Raw genomic sequence first — 14,245 nt, forward strand, 5'->3', positions numbered from 1 at the left:
TGCTGAGCGGGCCCCAGCCGCATGAGCGGACCTCAGCCGTGCGCGACCTCCAGCCGTGCGCGACCTCCAGCCGTGCGCGACCTCCAGCCGTGCGCGACCTCCAGCCGTGCGCGACCTCCAGCCTTGCGAAACCCTCAGCCGTGCGAAACCCTCAGCCGCGTGCGTGGATCACGGCAAGAGCGTGCTCACGGGCCGGTGCGCTCAACCGGGTGTTCAGCTCCTCGAACAACGCCTCCGCGGTTACGCCGTTCCACCCCGGCGGCAGCAGCGCCAGCGGCAGGCCGGGGTCGCTGTAGGGCAGGCGGCGCCACTGGGTCAGCATCGGCACGTACGTCTGGAACGCCTGCGAGGCGCTGATCGAGGCGGGCAGCGCGGCCAGGACCGGGCGGTGGCGGCGCAGGAAGTCCGCGTACAGGTCGGCCAGCTCGTCGAGGTCCCACCAGGCCCGCACCTTCGAGCGCAGGTCGCCGAACGCGAAGTGGTGACCGGCGAAGATGTCCACGTACTCGGCCAGGCCGCGGCGGGCCAGGGTGCGCCTGGTCTCGGCGGCGAGGTTGCCCGGTGCGATCCACACGCCCGGCGCTGTGGTGCCGAAACCCAGCTGGGTCAGGCTGGTGCGCAGCTCGTGGCGCTTCTCGCGTTCGGACTCCGGTACGGAGAACACGACCACCAGCCAGCCGTCGTCGGTGGTGGCGCGGCGGCGTTCGAAGATCCGCGCGTCGCCCTCCGCGAGCGTCTCCAGGGTCGGTTCGGCCAGCGCGTAGCCGGCGGCGCCCTCGCGCCGGTCGCTGATCACCACGCCGCGGCGCTTCAGCCGGGAGATCGACGAGCGCACGGCCTGGCCCTCCACGCCCAGCTCCGCCATCAGCCCGACGACCGACGCCACCGACAGCCAGTTGTCCTCGCCGCGCGCGTACAGGCCGAAGATCGTGACGATGAGCGGCCCGAGCCGGTCGCGCCCGGCGAGTGCCACGTCGGCGTCACTGTTCACCGCGAGGTTCAGCGCCCTCTCCCTCCTCAGCTGAGATCCGTGAGGGTGACAGTGTTGCGCAGCTCGCCGAGACCGCTCACACGTGTCACCACCAGGTCGCCGTCGCGCAGGAAGAGCTGCGGTTCACGGGCGCTGCCGATGCCGCTGGGCGTGCCGGTGAGGATCACGTCGCCGGCGCGCAACGTCATGCCGTGGCTCAGCTCGGCGATGATCCGCGCGAACGAGAACGCCATGTCCGTGCTGGAGGCGTTCTGCAGCAGCTGCCCGTTGACCTCGCACTGCACCTGCAGGGCCGACAGGTCCACGGAGTCGGTCGTCGTGACCCACGGACCGAGCGGCATCGTGCGGTCCAGGCTCTTGCCCTTGAGCCATTGCCCGCCGTGCGCGCGTTGGAGGTCGCGCTGGGACACGTCGTTGGCGACGAGGAAGCCGAAGACGTGGTCCAGGGCCTTCTCCTCCGGGATCGACCGGCCGTCGCGCCCGATGACCACCGCGATCTCCGCCTCGTAGTCCCACGACGTGGAGATCGCCGGGTCGTAGGCGATGTCGTCGACCGGGCCGATGACCGTGTCCGGCCCCTTGGTGAAGAACGTCGGGCGCTCCGGCACCGACACGGGGTCCTGCCCGCCGCGCTTGCCCTGCGACTCCAGGAAGTGGTCGAGGTAGTTCCAGCCCGTGCACAGGACGTCCCGGTTGAAGCGGTGCAGCGGTGACTCCAGCCGCAGCGAGGACAACGGCAGCACCTCACCGCGCTCACCCGCGGCGCCACCTCGCACGATGTCGTCGACCGTCGTGTCCAGCAACGTGATCGACTGCGCGGCCTCGTCCACGACACCCGCGCGGCGCACGCCGCCGACGGTCACAGATGCCAGCTTCACTATCGCGTCTCCATTTCGCTGATCATGAAAACGCTATTACGATTCAGGAGTGATCAGCCGGTGCTCCGGGATCACGGCCACGCCGAGGATCTCGATGAGGGCCTCCGGTTGCCACAGCGCGGTGCAGCCGATGCCCGCCATGGCCGGGTAGACGGGCCCGGCGAGCTCGCGCCACACCTCGCCGATCGCCTTGCCGTTGGCCTGGTAGTCCGGGATGTCGGTGAGGTAGATCGTGATGCTGACCAGGTCCTCCGGCTCGCCGCCCGCCGCGCGCAACGTGGTCAGCACGTTGCCGAACGCCTGGCGGAACTGGGCGACGATGCCGCCGGGGACGATCTTCATCTCGGCGTCGGTGGCGGTCTGGCCGCCCAGGTGCAGCGTGGTGCCCACGAGAGTGCCGTGGGAGTAGCCGCGCGGGGAGGGAAGGCTGGCCGGGTTCACTGCTGCGGGCCTCATGAGTATTGACAATATCTGACGGCAGTGAAGAATGCGATATATGGAGCCCGACTCGAGCAGGTACCAGCTCGAAGGCGACAACTCGATGTACCGGCTGCCCAGCGGCTTGGTCGCCCCGGTGGTCACGCGCGGCGGTGCGGAGAACCCGGACACCGCCAACTCCGGTGGCGCGATCCGGATCTCCGGCGTGAGCATCCAGCACACCCCGGCCACCCGGCTGTGGTTCGGCAAGGTCACCAACGAGCCCGGCTACCGCTCGGTGACCCACCACCACGGCGAGGCCGAGACCGGCGGGTACGTGCTGTCCGGCCGGGCGCGGATCTACTTCGGCGAGAGGTTCGAGGACTACGTCGACATGGAGGAGGGCGACTGGGTCTTCGTGCCGCCGTTCATGCCGCACATCGAGTGCAACCTCGACCGCACCCGGCCGCTCACCTGGATGACCACCCGCACGCCGGAGAACATCGTGGTGAACCTGGCCGACGTCCCCGACGAGGACCTGCGCGACTGGCTGACCCGATGACGGCCGGCACGTCGGCGTTCTTCACCTCGGCGGTCACGCTGAAGCAGGCGGAACCGGAGCACTTCGACCTCGCCTTCACCGCCGTCACCCAGCCCTGCCCGTGGCCCAAGGCGTACGGGGGAGACCTGGTCGCGGCCGCCGCGGCCGCCGCCATGCGCACGGTGACCGACGGCAAGTCGATGCACTCGATGCACAGCTACTTCCTGCGCCCGGCCGACATCGGTGCCGAGGTGCGCTACGAGGTGGAACTGCTTCGCGACGGCCGCGGCTACAGCACCCGGCAGGTCCGCGGCTACCAGAACGGCAAGGCCCTCTACGTCTGCCTCGCCAACTTCGCCGCCGGCGAACCGGGCGGCGCCTTCCACGCCGAGCTCACCGACGAGCTGCCCGCGCCGGAAGGACTTCCGAGCACCGCGGACCACCTCGCCGACCGCGCCGGCGGCACGATGACCGAGGAGTCCAAGGCGTACTGGTCCGGTGGTCGCAGCTTCGACATGCGGCACGTGCCCGGCCCTGTCTACCTCGCGGTGGAGGGTGATCGCGTGCCGCACCAGGCGGTGTGGCTGCGGCCGTTCGACCCGTTGCGCCAGGTCGAGGGGCTCACCGACGCCCAGCGCGACCTCGCCGCGCTGGCCTACATGTGCGACTACACGATCCTCGAACCGGTCCTGCGCGTGCTCGACCTGCCGTGGGCGCGACCGGGGCTGGTCACCGCGAGCCTCGACCACGCCATGTGGTTCCACCGCCGCGGCCCGGTCGGCGACTGGCTGCTCTACGTGCAGGAGGCGGTCGCCGCCGACGACGGCAGGGGCCTCGGCCACGGCCGGTTCTTCACCCGCGACCACCGGCACCTCGCCACCGTTGCCCAGGAGGGCATGATCCGCGCCTGACCTGCCCGGAAGGACCTGCGATGGACACCTTCGCCCGCGACCACCTCCCTCCGGCGGCGCTGTGGCCGACGATCGAGTTCACGACGCCGGAGCTCACCTACCCGGACCGCCTCAACGCCGCGGCCGAGCTGATCGACGGAGCCGTGCAGCTCGACCGCCCCGCGGTGCGGACGGCGGACGGCGAGGTCTGGACCTACGGCGAACTTCGGACGCGCGCCAACCAGGTCGCGCAGGTGCTCACCGAGGACCTCGGTCTCCAGCCGGGACAACGGGTGCTGCTGCGCTCACCCAACAACCCGTGGACGGTGGCCGCGTGGCTGGGCGTGCTCAAGGCCGGCGGTGTCGTCGTGACGACCATGGCGGCGTTGCGGACCCGTGAGCTGGCACCGGTCGTCGAACGCACGCGTCCCTCGATCGCGTTGGTGGACACCAGGTTCGTCGAGGACGTCCGCGCGTTCGAGGGGCTGACCGTGGTGGACTACGACGACCTCGCCGCCAGGTGCGGGACCAAGTCGGGCGAGTTCACCGCGGTCGACACCGCCGCGGACGACGTGGCACTGCTGGCCCCGACGTCCGGCAGCACCGGATCCCCGAAGATCACTGTGCACTTCCACCGCGACGTCCTGTCCATCGACAACACCTTCGGCCGGCACGTGCTGCGGCTGACCGAGGACGACCTGGTGGCCTGCACGGCCCCGTTCGCCTTCACGTTCGGCCTGGGCATGCTCGTCGTCTTCCCCTTGCGCGCCGGTGCGTGCGCGTTGCTGACCGAGGCCGCCACGCCCGTCCAGGTCGCGGATCTGGTGCAGCAGCACGGGGTCACGGTGCTGGCCACCGCACCGACGGCGTACAAGGCGATCCTGCGCGAAGGCGTCGAGTCCAAGCTCGCCGGGCTGCGGACCGCGGTGTCGGCGGGTGAGCACATCCCGCGCGAGACCTGGCAACGATTACGGGACCGGTTGGGACTGAAGGTGATCGACGGCATCGGTGCCACGGAGTTGTTGCACATCTTCATCTCCGCGGCGGGCGACGACATCCGGCCCGGCTCCACCGGCAAACCCGTGCCCGGCTACCGCGCCACCGTGCTCGGCGCCGCCGGTGAGGAGCTCGGTCCCGGCGAACAGGGGCGGCTCGGCGTGATCGGCCCGGTCGGCTGCCGCTACCTCGACGACGAACGGCAGGAGGACTACGTGGTGAACGGCTGGAACGTCACCGGCGACGTCTTCCACCGCGACGAGGACGGCTACTTCCACTACCACGCCCGCAGCGACCACATGATCGTCTCCTCCGGCTACAACATCGGCGGCCCCGAGGTCGAGGAGGCCATCGACACCCACCCGGACGTGCTGGAGTCCGCCGTCGTCGCCAAGCCGGACGACGAACGCGGCTCGGTCGTGTGCGCGTTCGTGGTGCTGCGCGAAGGTGTTGTGGGCGACGAGACGAAGGCGCGTGAGATCCAGGACCACGTCAAGCGCACCATCGCGCCCTACAAGTACCCGCGCGACGTGCGGTTCCGGACCTCGTTGCCGCGCAACGCGAGCGGCAAGCTGCAGCGCTTCGCACTCCGCAGGATCATCGAGGACGAGGTGCTCACGTGAAGGCCGCTCCCAAGAAGATCGCCGTCGTCGGCGGCGGCCCCGGCGGCCTGTACTTCGCCGCGCTGATGAAGCAGCTCGACCCCGCGCACGACGTCACGGTGTGGGAACGCGACGCCGCGGACGTCACGTTCGGCTTCGGCGTGGTGTTCTCCGACGAGACCGTCGGCGGGATCGAGAACGCCGACCCGGAGTTCGCCGGCGCCATGGCCCGCCGGTTCGCCCGGTGGACCGACATCGACATCCACTACCGCGGCGAGACGCACACGGTGGGCGGGCAGGGGTTCGCCGCGATGAGCCGCAAGGAGCTGCTCGGCTTGCTGCAGCGGCGGTGCCGTGATCTCGGCGTGGCCGTGCACTTCTCGACGCCGGCGCCGTACACCGAGGACCTGCGCGCGTCGCACGACCTGGTGGTCGGGGCGGACGGCGTCAACTCGCTGGTGCGGCAGTCCTCTTCGGACGTCTTCGGGCCGAGGCTCGACCAGCGGCACAACAGGTACATGTGGCTCGGCACGGACCTGGTGTTCGAGGCGTTCCAGTTCTTCATCAAGGACACCGAGTGGGGGACCATGCAGGTCCACGGGTACCCCTACTCGGACAGCGGGTCCACGTTCATCGTCGAGATGCACGAGGACGTGTGGCGCCGCGCCGGCTTCGACACCGGCGAGCAGTTCCCGCCAGGCGTCTCGGACATGGCCTCGGTCGACCGGGTCCGCGAGCTGTTCGCCGAGGAACTGGCCGGACACCAGGTGTTCGCCAACAACTCGAAGTGGCTCAGCTTCACGACCGTGCGCAACGAACGGTGGCACGACGGCAACCTCGTCCTCGTCGGCGACGCCGCCCACACCGCGCACTTCTCCATCGGCTCCGGCACCAAGCTCGCGATGGAGGACTCGCTCGCCCTAGCCGCCTGTCTGCACGAACACCGAGACGTCGAAACCGCGCTGACCGCGTACGAAGCCGAGCGCCGCCCCGTCGTGGAGTCCACCCAACGCGCCGCGCAGGCCTCGCTGGAGTGGTTCGAGAACATCGGCATGTACACCGGCCAGGAGCCGACCCGGTTCTGCTTCAACCTGCTCACCCGCTCGCGCCGGATCACCTACGACAACCTGCGCACCCGTGACGCCGAGTTCGCCGACCGGGTCGACGCCGCGTTCGCCGCCGCGCAGGGGTTGCCCTCGACCGTGCCCGCGATGTTCCAGCCGTTCCGCTTGGGACAGTTGGAACTCAAGAACCGGGTGATCGTCTCGCCGATGGACATGTACTCGGCCGTGGACGGCGTGCCGGGCGACTTCCACCTCGTCCACCTGGGCTCGAAGGCCATGGGCGGCGCGGGACTCGTGATGACCGAGATGGTGTGCGTGTCACCGGAAGGCCGCATCACGCCCGGCTGCACCGGTCTGTGGAACGACGAGCAGCGCGACTCCTGGGCGCGGATCGTGTCGTTCGTGCACGAGCGCAGCACCGCGCGCATGGGCCTGCAGCTCGGCCACTCCGGCCGCAAGGGATCGACCCGGCTGATGTGGGAGGGGATGGACGTTCCGCTGCCCGACGGCAACTGGGAGACCGTCGGTCCGTCCGCGCTGCCCTACGGCCCCCAGTCACCCACCCCGCGCGAGGTGAGCCGCGCCGACCTCGACCGGGTCACCGCCGAGTTCGCCGCCGCCGCCCGCCGTGGTGCCGAGGCGGGGTTCGACCTGCTGGAACTGCACTGCGCCCACGGCTACCTGCTGTCGTCGTTCCTCTCGCCGGTCGCCAACCAGCGCACCGACGAGTACGGCGGCTCCGTCGAGAACCGCCTGCGGTACCCGTTGGAGGTCTTCGACGCCGTGCGCGCGGTGTGGCCCGCCGAGCGCCCGATGATCGTGCGCATCTCCGCGACCGACTGGGTCGACGGCGGCAACACCGAACACGACGCCGTGGAGATCGCCCGCGCGTTCATCGCCCACGGCGCCAACGGGATCGACGTCTCCTCCGGTCAGGTCACCGCTGACGAACGCCCGGCGTACGGCCGCTCCTACCAGACCCCGCTCGCCGACCGGATCCGCCACGAGGCCGCCGCCGCGACCGGCACCGCCGTCATCGCCGTCGGCGCCATCGCGTCCTACGACGACGTCAACTCGATCCTGCTGGCCGGCCGGGCCGACCTGTGCGCACTCGGCCGCACCCACCTCTACGACCCGCACTGGACCCTGCACGCGGCCGCCGAGCAGGACCACCGCGCGGAGTGGCCCGTCCAGTACCGGGCCGGCAGCCGCAAGCCGCCGACCGCCCGCACCGACGCCGTGCGCCCACGCCTGTCGCTGCTGCGCGCGGACGAGCCGGACCGGACCGTGCACCTGCGCTGGACACCGCTGACACCACGGGAATCGGCCGTGTCAGTGCCGTGACAGCCCGGTGTCCACCCGCTCGGTCACCGTGGTGGCGACAACCACGGACGACGAGCACGGGAGACACCGAGATGACCACCTTCACCACCCCGAACCCGATCACCGCCGCCCTCACCACCGCCGGCGCCCGCGTCCGGATCACCGCGACCGACCGCACCGACACCGTCGTCCACGTCGAGCCGGTCGACCGGACGAGCTCCCGTGACGTGCAGGTCGCCGAGCGCACCAAGGTCGACTTCGCCGATGGCGTGCTGGCGGTCAAGACGACGAAGTCGGGTGCCCGCACCGGTTCCGTCGCCATCACCGTCGAGCTGCCCGCCGGCTCAAGGCTGGTGCTGCACACCGCGTGGACCGAGGTGCGAGCCGACGGCCGCCTCGGCGACTGCGAGGTCAACCTCGGCTCCGGCCAGGTCCAGCTCGACCACGTCACCGCGGTGCGCGGTCACCTCGGTGCCGGTGCGCTGGCCGTCGGGCACGTCGCCGGGACCGCCGACATCGAGGGCGGCACCGCCGGTGTGCGCATCGGCGAGGCCGGCGGCGCCGTCAGCTACCGGGGCAGCAGCGGGAAGGTGTGGATCGGCCACGCCCGCTCCAACGTCGACCTGGGTGGTTCCAGCGGCAGCTTCGACATCGGCAGAGCGGACGGCGGGGTGGTGGCCAAGGCCGCCGACTGCCCCATCCGGATCGGCCGGGTCAGCCGCGGCCGGGTCGAGCTGATGAACGCTTCCGGCGGCATCGAGGTCGGCGTCAGCGAGGGCACCGCGGCCGAGGTCGACGCGAGGAGCACGAAGGGGCTGGTGCGCAGTTCCGTTGTGCCGCGGGGAGATGCCGCGAGCGCCGTCCGGGTGTTCGCCCGCACCAGGCTCGACGACATCGTGATCCACCCCGCTGCCTGACCGGTGTGGCGCCGCCGGGGCAGGGCGGGCTGGCAGGATCGAGGGGGTGCAGATCAGGATCTTGGGGCCGTTCGAGGTGCGCGGGGACGACGGCGTGGTCGCCGACGTCCCCGGCGCCCGGTTGCGGGGGCTGCTCGTGGCCCTCGCGCTCACCCCCGGCCAGCCGGTCGGCAAGGCGGCGCTGATCGACTGGATCTGGGGCGAGCAGCCACCGGCCGACGCGGGGAACGCCCTGCAGCGCCTGGTCTCCCGGTTGCGCAAGGCGTTGCCGGACGCCGTGGTCGAGGGGCTGACCGACGGCTACCGGCTGGCGCTGGACCCCGGCGCGGTCGACGCGGTGCGGTTCGAACGGCTCGCCGCCGGAGCCGCACCGACCAGGGACCGCCGCGGTGCAACGGCTGCGCGACGCACTGGCGTTGTGGCGCGGCCGGCGATGCAGGACGTGGGCCTGCCGGACAGCGGGCGTTCGCGGCGGCCACCCGGCTCGACGCGCTGCGCCTGACCACGGCGGAGGACCGGTTCGACGCGGAGATCGGCCTCGGCCACGGCGCGGACCTGGTCACCGAGCTGACCGACCTGGTGGCGGCGCACCCCGTGCGGGAGAAGCTGGTCGCCGCGCTGATGCGGGCGCTGGTCGCCGCCGGGCGCAACAACGAGGCGCTGGTCGCCTACCAGCGCACGCGCGAGGCGCTCGCCGACGAGCTGGGCGTCGACCCGTCACCGGAGCTGTCCGAGCTGCACGTCGCGGTGCTGCGCGGGGAGGTCGGGCGGCGGGAGGAGAACCGGAGGACGAACCTCCGTTCCGAGCTCACCGGCTACATCGGCAAGGCCGCCGACGTCGCCGCGGTCCGCGAGCTCGTCGCCGGTCACCGGCTGACCACGTTGACCGGGCCCGGCGGTTCCGGGAAGACCAGGCTGGCGGCGGAGAGCGCGCGCACGGTGCTCGGCGACCTGCCGGACGGCGTGTGGCTGGTGGAGCTCGCGGGCATCGGCCCCGGCGACGACGTGGCCTCGGCGACGCTGTCCGCACTCGGTCTGCGCGACGCGTTGCTCGGTGACGCGCCGGCGGCAGAACCGGTGGACCGGCTCATCACCGCGTTGCGCGACCGGGAGACGTTGCTGCTGCTGGACAACTGCGAGCACGTGATCGAGGCGGCGGCCGCGCTCGCGCACCGGTTGCTCGGCGAGTGCCCGCGGTTGCGGATCCTCGCCACCAGCCGCGAACCGCTCGGCATCACCGGCGAGGCGCTGTGGCCGGTGGAACCGCTGGCGCTGCGGGAGGCGGTCGAGCTGCTGACCGACCGCGCGGCCGCCGTGCGCAAGGACCTCGTGGCCGACCCCGCGACGATGGAGCGCGTCTGCACGGCGCTGGACGGGATGCCGCTCGCGATCGAGCTGGCCGCCGCGAGGTTGCGGACGATGTCGCTGGAGCAGCTCGCCGACCGCCTCGACGACCGCTTCCGGTTGCTGACCGGGGGAAGCCGCACCGCGTTGCCGCGCCACCGGACGTTGCGCGCGATGGTCGACTGGAGCTGGGAGCTGCTCAGCGACGCCGAACGCGTGGTGCTGCGCCGGCTGTCGGTGTTCGCGGGCGGGGCGAGCCTGTCCGCCGCGGAACGGGTCTGTGCCGGTGACGTCGTCGAGGAGCACGAGGTCCTCGACCTGCTGACCGCGTTGACGGAGAAGTCGTTGCTGGTGGCGGCCGGCGACGGCGCGCCGAGGTACCGGATGCTCGGCACCATCAAGGAGTACGGTGCCGCGCGGCTCGCGGAGGCGGGGGAGACCGAGCTCGCGCGCCAGGCGCACCTCGCCTGTTTCACCGAGCGGGCCGAGACCGCGGAACCGCGGTTGCGCCGCAGCGAACAGCTGGACTGGCTGGCTGTTCTCAAAGCGGAGCACGACAACCTCGGCTCGGCGATGCGCGGCGCACTGACCGCGGGTGACGCGCACGCGGCCATGCGGCTCGCCGCGGCGGCGGCCTGGTACTGGTGGCTGATCGGGCGCAAGGCCGAGGGCATGGAGCTGATCACCGCCGCCATCGAGACTCCAGGTTCGGTGCCGGACGAGGTCAGGGCCGTGGTGTACGCGCTGACGTCGATGTTCGTGACATCCGGACCGGGTGACGTGCCAGAAGCGGCGGAGTGGATCCACCGCGCCTACGAGCTGGGCCGGCACAGCCCGCGCTACCACCCGGCGCTGCGGGTCGTCGTGCCGCTGCAACGGTTGCTGCGCGAGCCGGAGTCCGTGCTGCCGGCGTGGGAGTCGTTGCTGGCCGACGAGGACCCGTGGGTGCGCGCGTTGTCCCGGCTGCACATCGGCAAGATGCTGACCGCACTCGGACGCGGTGCCGCCGCCGAGGCACACTTCGAGGAGTCGCTGGTCGAGTTCCGCGTCCTCGGCGAACGGTTCGGCATCTCGTTCGCGCAGACCGAGCTGGCCGACCGGATCGCGCTGCGCGGCGAGTTCGCCGAGGCGTGCGAGCACTTCGAGCAGGCGATCGCGGTCGTCACCGAACTGGGCGCGCTCGACGACGTGGTCCAGCTGCGGGCGCGCCAGGCCCGGCTGCACTGGCTGATGGGCGACAAGGACGCGAGCGCGGCGGCCGTGGCCGAGGCCGAACGCCGGGCTGTCGGCGTGACCTGGCCTGGGACGCTCGCCGCGCTGGCGCTGACGAAGGCCGAGCTGGCGCGGTGGAACGGTTTCGCGGGGGAGGCGTTCGCGCAGCTCTCGATCGCGGTGGCGTTGCTGGGCGAGGAAGCGCTCCAGCCGCACCTGCGCGCAACCGCCCACGACCTGCGCAGCCACTTCGCGTCGTCGCTGGAGGAGGCCCGTTGTGAACGTGCCGCGGCCTGCGCGGCGGCGGCCGAAACCGGGCATGCGCCGGTGATCGCGCAGATGCTCGTCGGGGCCGCTGATCTCGCGTTGCGCCGGGACCAGCACTCGCAGGCGGCGCGGTTGCTGGCGGCGAGCGCGCGCGTACTCGGTCTGCCGGACCGGTGCAACCCAGATGTTGAGCGCATCTCGCGGATCGTCCGTGATCACCTCGGTGAGCAGGCGTTTTCGGCCGCTTCTGTGGAAGGCGCGGAGGCGGACTGGGAGGAACTGGTGGCGGCGACCGTCGGCCCCTGACAGCGGTGGCGGCCCGTGTCAGCGCCGTGTCAGCCGGATGTCTGGATCATCGTGGACCGTGGTGGCACCACACCACCACGAGGGGAAACCGATGAGCCAGACGGTGTCAGTCCCGCAGGGTCTGCCGATGGAACGCGACGCGGGCCCGTTCGACCCGCCCACCCGGATCACCGCCCTGCGCGAGACCCGCCCGGTCAGCCCGATGCTGTTCCCGGACGGCCACGAGGGCTGGCTGGTCACCGGCTACGAGGCGGTGCGCCAGGTCATGGCCGACACCAGGTTCAGCAGCCGCCAGGACCTCGGCATCATCCACGTGCCCTACGAGACACCCGGCATGCCGGCGGCCACCGAACCCTCCCCGCAGATCCCCGGCCTGTTCATCAGCATGGACCCGCCGGACCACACCCGGTTGCGCCGCAAGCTGACCGGCGCGTTCACGGTCAAGCGGATGAAGCAGCTCGAAGAGGGCATCACCGCGATCACCGAGCAGCAGCTGGACTTCCTGGCCTCGCTGACCCCACCGGTCGACCTGGTCGCCTCGTTCGCGCTGCCGGTGCCATCGCTGGTCATCTGCGAACTGCTCGGCGTCCCTTACGCCGACCGCGAGACGTTCCAGTCGAACTCGTCGAAGTTCATGGAACGCGACGTGGCGCTCGACGAGAAGATGGCCGCGTTCGGCGCGATGATGGGCTACCTCGGCCAGCTGTGCGTCTCGAAGCGCGCGGAACCCGGCGAGGACATCCTGTCCGACCTGGCCCGCGACCCCGACCTCAGCGTCGAGGAGCTGACGGGCATGGCGTTCCTGCTGCTGCTCGCCGGCCACGAGACAACCGCGAACATGTTGGCACTGGGCACGTTCGCACTCCTGGAACACCCAGACCAACTCGCCGCCCTGCAGTCCGCACCGGAACTCATCCCCGACGCCGTCGAGGAGCTGATGCGATACCTGTCCGTCGCGGACATCTTCTTCCGGTACGCGGTCGAGGACGTCGAACTGGGCGGCGAACTCATCCCGGCCGGCTCGACCGTCGTGGTGTCCCTGCTGGCCGCGAACCGCGACCCGGCGAAGTTCGACAACCCCGACACCCTGGACGTGCACCGCCAGGTCCGCGGACAGGTGGCGTTCGGGCACGGCGTCCACCAGTGCCTCGGGCAGCAGCTGGCGCGGATCGAGATGCGGGCCGCATTCGACGGGTTGCTGCGCCGGTTCCCGACGCTGCAGCTCGCCACGCCGGCCGACGAGGTGCCGTTGCGCACCAACATGAACATCTACGGCGTCCATTCGCTTCCGGTGACCTGGGTCTGAGTCTCGGGTTCGCGGATCGAACGTAGGTGAGGGCCGTTCGTGGGGGAGAGGTGGAGGTGTCGCCCGCCCCCCTTCCTTGTGGCTCGGCGGAGTTGGTGGTGGATCGGGACGTGGTGAGGGTGCACGGGAAGGAGACGTGCCGGGCTGCGGATCGGGACAACGTTCACCTGTCCGAGTGAACGAGGGGTGCTCGGTCGCTCCGGCGACGAGGGGCACTCCCGGCTGTGCGGCGGCGAATGAGGGGCATCCCGGCGCTCCGGCGACGAACAAGGGCACCCCGGCCGTCCGGCGCGAGCGGAAGGCACCGGCTGTCCCGGCGGCGAAGAAGGGGCACCTCGGCCGTCCGTTGGTGAGCGAAGGGCACCGGCTGCCCCGGCGGCGAAGAAGGGGCACCTCGGCCGTCCGGCGGTGAGCGAAGGGCACCGGCTGCCCCGGCGGCGAGGGGCACCCGGCCGCCCGGCGGTGTGGCGTGGGCGTGCTGGTCAGGCGTTCGCGAGCTCGGCCAGCACCTCCGCGTGGCACGGTTCCGGCGCGCACCAGCATCCCAGCCTCCGCCCGCGCAGTTCCGGCAGCCGGGCGAGCAGGTCGGGGCGGTCGAGCAGCCACGCGCGGTACTTCGCCATGACCTCCTCGCGCGTGCCGTCCTCGCCCGGCCGGAACGGGTTCGCGAACGGGGAGGCGTCGAGGTGCCACCCGCCGCGGTGCATGGCCCGGCCGACGTACACGACGTCGGCGTAGGCGGGGTCGTCGCGGTGTCCCTTGAGGTTGACCACGGTCATCGGACCATCATCGGACACCGCGACCCGCCTGGCGGCCGAACCCGCCTGGCGGCCGAACCCGCCTGGCGGCCGAACCGCCTGGCGGCCGAACCCGCCTGGCGGCCGAACCCGCCTGGCGGCCGAACCCGCCTGGCGGCCGAACCCGCCGGCGGCCGAACCCGCCCGGCGGCCGAACCCGCCCGGCGGCCGAACCCGCCCGGCGGCCGAACCCGCCCGGCAGCCGAACCCGCCCGGCAGCCGAACCCGCCGGCAGCCGAACGCGGGCCCTGACGTGTCGGGCAGCCGACCCGCCACCGCGACCCTTCGAGCGGCCGATTCCGTCGCCGGACCTGCCCATCAGCCGTCCCACCGCCGCGGCTTCTCGGGTGGCCGAACCCGCCGCCGGGACGTGTCGGGCGGACCTGCTGCCTGG

At 71.6% G+C, this 14,245-nt stretch carries 12 protein-coding genes and 1 pseudogene; 9 read left to right on the plus strand and 4 right to left on the minus strand.

Annotated features, from left to right (window positions below; all coding sequences use genetic code 11):
• Positions 1 to 151 precede the first annotated feature (151 nt).
• The 3 genes from BBK82_RS33805 to BBK82_RS33815 are packed head-to-tail and all read right to left on the minus strand — an operon-like array spanning position 152 to position 2,325.
• A complete protein-coding gene (locus BBK82_RS33805; protein WP_065918608.1) occupies positions 152 to 991 on the minus strand; it encodes a PaaX family transcriptional regulator in 840 nt (279 codons plus the stop codon).
• A 26-nt stretch (positions 992 to 1,017) separates the two neighbouring features.
• Positions 1,018 to 1,869, minus strand: a complete 852-nt coding sequence (locus BBK82_RS33810; RefSeq protein ID WP_065918609.1) for a fumarylacetoacetate hydrolase family protein — start codon at positions 1,867 to 1,869, stop codon at positions 1,018 to 1,020.
• Positions 1,870 to 1,905: 36 nt separating this feature from the next.
• Positions 1,906 to 2,325: a RidA family protein gene (locus BBK82_RS33815; protein ID WP_065918610.1), complete on the minus strand. Its 420-nt coding sequence runs from the start codon at positions 2,323 to 2,325 to the stop codon at positions 1,906 to 1,908.
• A gap of 40 nt (positions 2,326 to 2,365) precedes the next feature.
• Between BBK82_RS33815 and BBK82_RS33820 the strand changes: the two genes are divergently transcribed.
• The 9 genes and pseudogenes from BBK82_RS33820 (at position 2,366) to BBK82_RS33850 (ending at position 13,054) form a co-directional block, all read left to right on the plus strand.
• The gene (locus BBK82_RS33820) at positions 2,366 to 2,848 is read left to right on the plus strand and encodes a cupin domain-containing protein (protein ID WP_065918611.1); all 483 of its coding nucleotides are present in this window, start codon (positions 2,366 to 2,368) and stop codon (positions 2,846 to 2,848) included.
• Positions 2,845 to 3,738 carry an acyl-CoA thioesterase gene (locus BBK82_RS33825; protein WP_065918612.1) on the plus strand — a complete coding sequence of 298 codons (894 nt, stop codon included), beginning with the start codon at positions 2,845 to 2,847 and terminating at the stop codon, positions 3,736 to 3,738. The genes BBK82_RS33820 and BBK82_RS33825 overlap by 4 nt, the downstream gene beginning before the upstream one ends.
• Before the next feature lie 20 nt (positions 3,739 to 3,758).
• Positions 3,759 to 5,336, plus strand: coding sequence for an AMP-binding protein (locus BBK82_RS33830; RefSeq protein WP_065918613.1), 1,578 nt, complete (start codon positions 3,759 to 3,761; stop codon positions 5,334 to 5,336).
• A 65-nt stretch (positions 5,337 to 5,401) separates the two neighbouring features.
• Positions 5,402 to 7,723, plus strand: coding sequence for a bifunctional salicylyl-CoA 5-hydroxylase/oxidoreductase (locus tag BBK82_RS33835; RefSeq protein ID WP_065921550.1), 2,322 nt, complete (start codon positions 5,402 to 5,404; stop codon positions 7,721 to 7,723).
• A 71-nt stretch (positions 7,724 to 7,794) separates the two neighbouring features.
• A complete protein-coding gene (locus tag BBK82_RS33840; RefSeq protein ID WP_065918614.1) occupies positions 7,795 to 8,619 on the plus strand; it encodes a DUF4097 family beta strand repeat-containing protein in 825 nt (274 codons plus the stop codon).
• Positions 8,620 to 8,755: 136 nt separating this feature from the next.
• Complete coding sequence (locus BBK82_RS57235; RefSeq protein WP_472368451.1) at positions 8,756 to 9,121, plus strand: AfsR/SARP family transcriptional regulator; 366 nt, start codon at positions 8,756 to 8,758, stop codon at positions 9,119 to 9,121.
• A pseudogene (locus BBK82_RS57240) lies at positions 9,025 to 9,312 on the plus strand (BTAD domain-containing putative transcriptional regulator); the annotation flags it as partial. The gene BBK82_RS57235 and the pseudogene BBK82_RS57240, both read left to right, overlap by 97 nt.
• 825 nt (positions 9,313 to 10,137) lie before the next feature.
• Entirely contained in the window at positions 10,138 to 11,748 is a 1,611-nt protein-coding gene (locus BBK82_RS57245) for an ATP-binding protein (RefSeq protein ID WP_472368452.1), read from the plus strand.
• A gap of 91 nt (positions 11,749 to 11,839) precedes the next feature.
• Positions 11,840 to 13,054, plus strand: a complete 1,215-nt coding sequence (locus BBK82_RS33850; RefSeq protein WP_065918615.1) for a cytochrome P450 — start codon at positions 11,840 to 11,842, stop codon at positions 13,052 to 13,054.
• 482 nt (positions 13,055 to 13,536) lie between these two features.
• On the opposite strand, the gene BBK82_RS33855 is transcribed toward BBK82_RS33850, so the two are convergent.
• The gene (locus BBK82_RS33855) at positions 13,537 to 13,833 is read right to left on the minus strand and encodes a DUF4326 domain-containing protein (RefSeq protein WP_065918616.1); all 297 of its coding nucleotides are present in this window, start codon (positions 13,831 to 13,833) and stop codon (positions 13,537 to 13,539) included.
• Positions 13,834 to 14,245 lie beyond the last annotated feature (412 nt).

It is taken from the genome of Lentzea guizhouensis (assembly GCF_001701025.1).
Classification (GTDB): Bacteria; Actinomycetota; Actinomycetes; order Mycobacteriales; family Pseudonocardiaceae; genus Lentzea; species Lentzea guizhouensis.

What these genes read in the sequence shown, in the direction of transcription:
- BBK82_RS33840 (WP_065918614.1), top strand. Translation starts at nt 7,795, where the DNA reads ATGACCACCTTCACCACCCCGAACCCGATCACCGCCGCCCTCACCACC.
- BBK82_RS33850 (WP_065918615.1), top strand. Translation starts at nt 11,840, where the DNA reads ATGAGCCAGACGGTGTCAGTCCCGCAGGGTCTGCCGATGGAACGCGAC.
- BBK82_RS33815 (WP_065918610.1), bottom strand. Translation starts at nt 2,325, where the DNA reads ATGAGGCCCGCAGCAGTGAACCCGGCCAGCCTTCCCTCCCCGCGCGGC.
- BBK82_RS57245 (WP_472368452.1), top strand. Translation starts at nt 10,138, where the DNA reads ATGGTCGACTGGAGCTGGGAGCTGCTCAGCGACGCCGAACGCGTGGTG.
- BBK82_RS33830 (WP_065918613.1), top strand. Translation starts at nt 3,759, where the DNA reads ATGGACACCTTCGCCCGCGACCACCTCCCTCCGGCGGCGCTGTGGCCG.
- BBK82_RS33825 (WP_065918612.1), top strand. Translation starts at nt 2,845, where the DNA reads ATGACGGCCGGCACGTCGGCGTTCTTCACCTCGGCGGTCACGCTGAAG.
- BBK82_RS33820 (WP_065918611.1), top strand. Translation starts at nt 2,366, where the DNA reads ATGGAGCCCGACTCGAGCAGGTACCAGCTCGAAGGCGACAACTCGATG.
- BBK82_RS33835 (WP_065921550.1), top strand. Translation starts at nt 5,402, where the DNA reads ATGAAGCAGCTCGACCCCGCGCACGACGTCACGGTGTGGGAACGCGAC.
- BBK82_RS33855 (WP_065918616.1), bottom strand. Translation starts at nt 13,833, where the DNA reads ATGACCGTGGTCAACCTCAAGGGACACCGCGACGACCCCGCCTACGCC.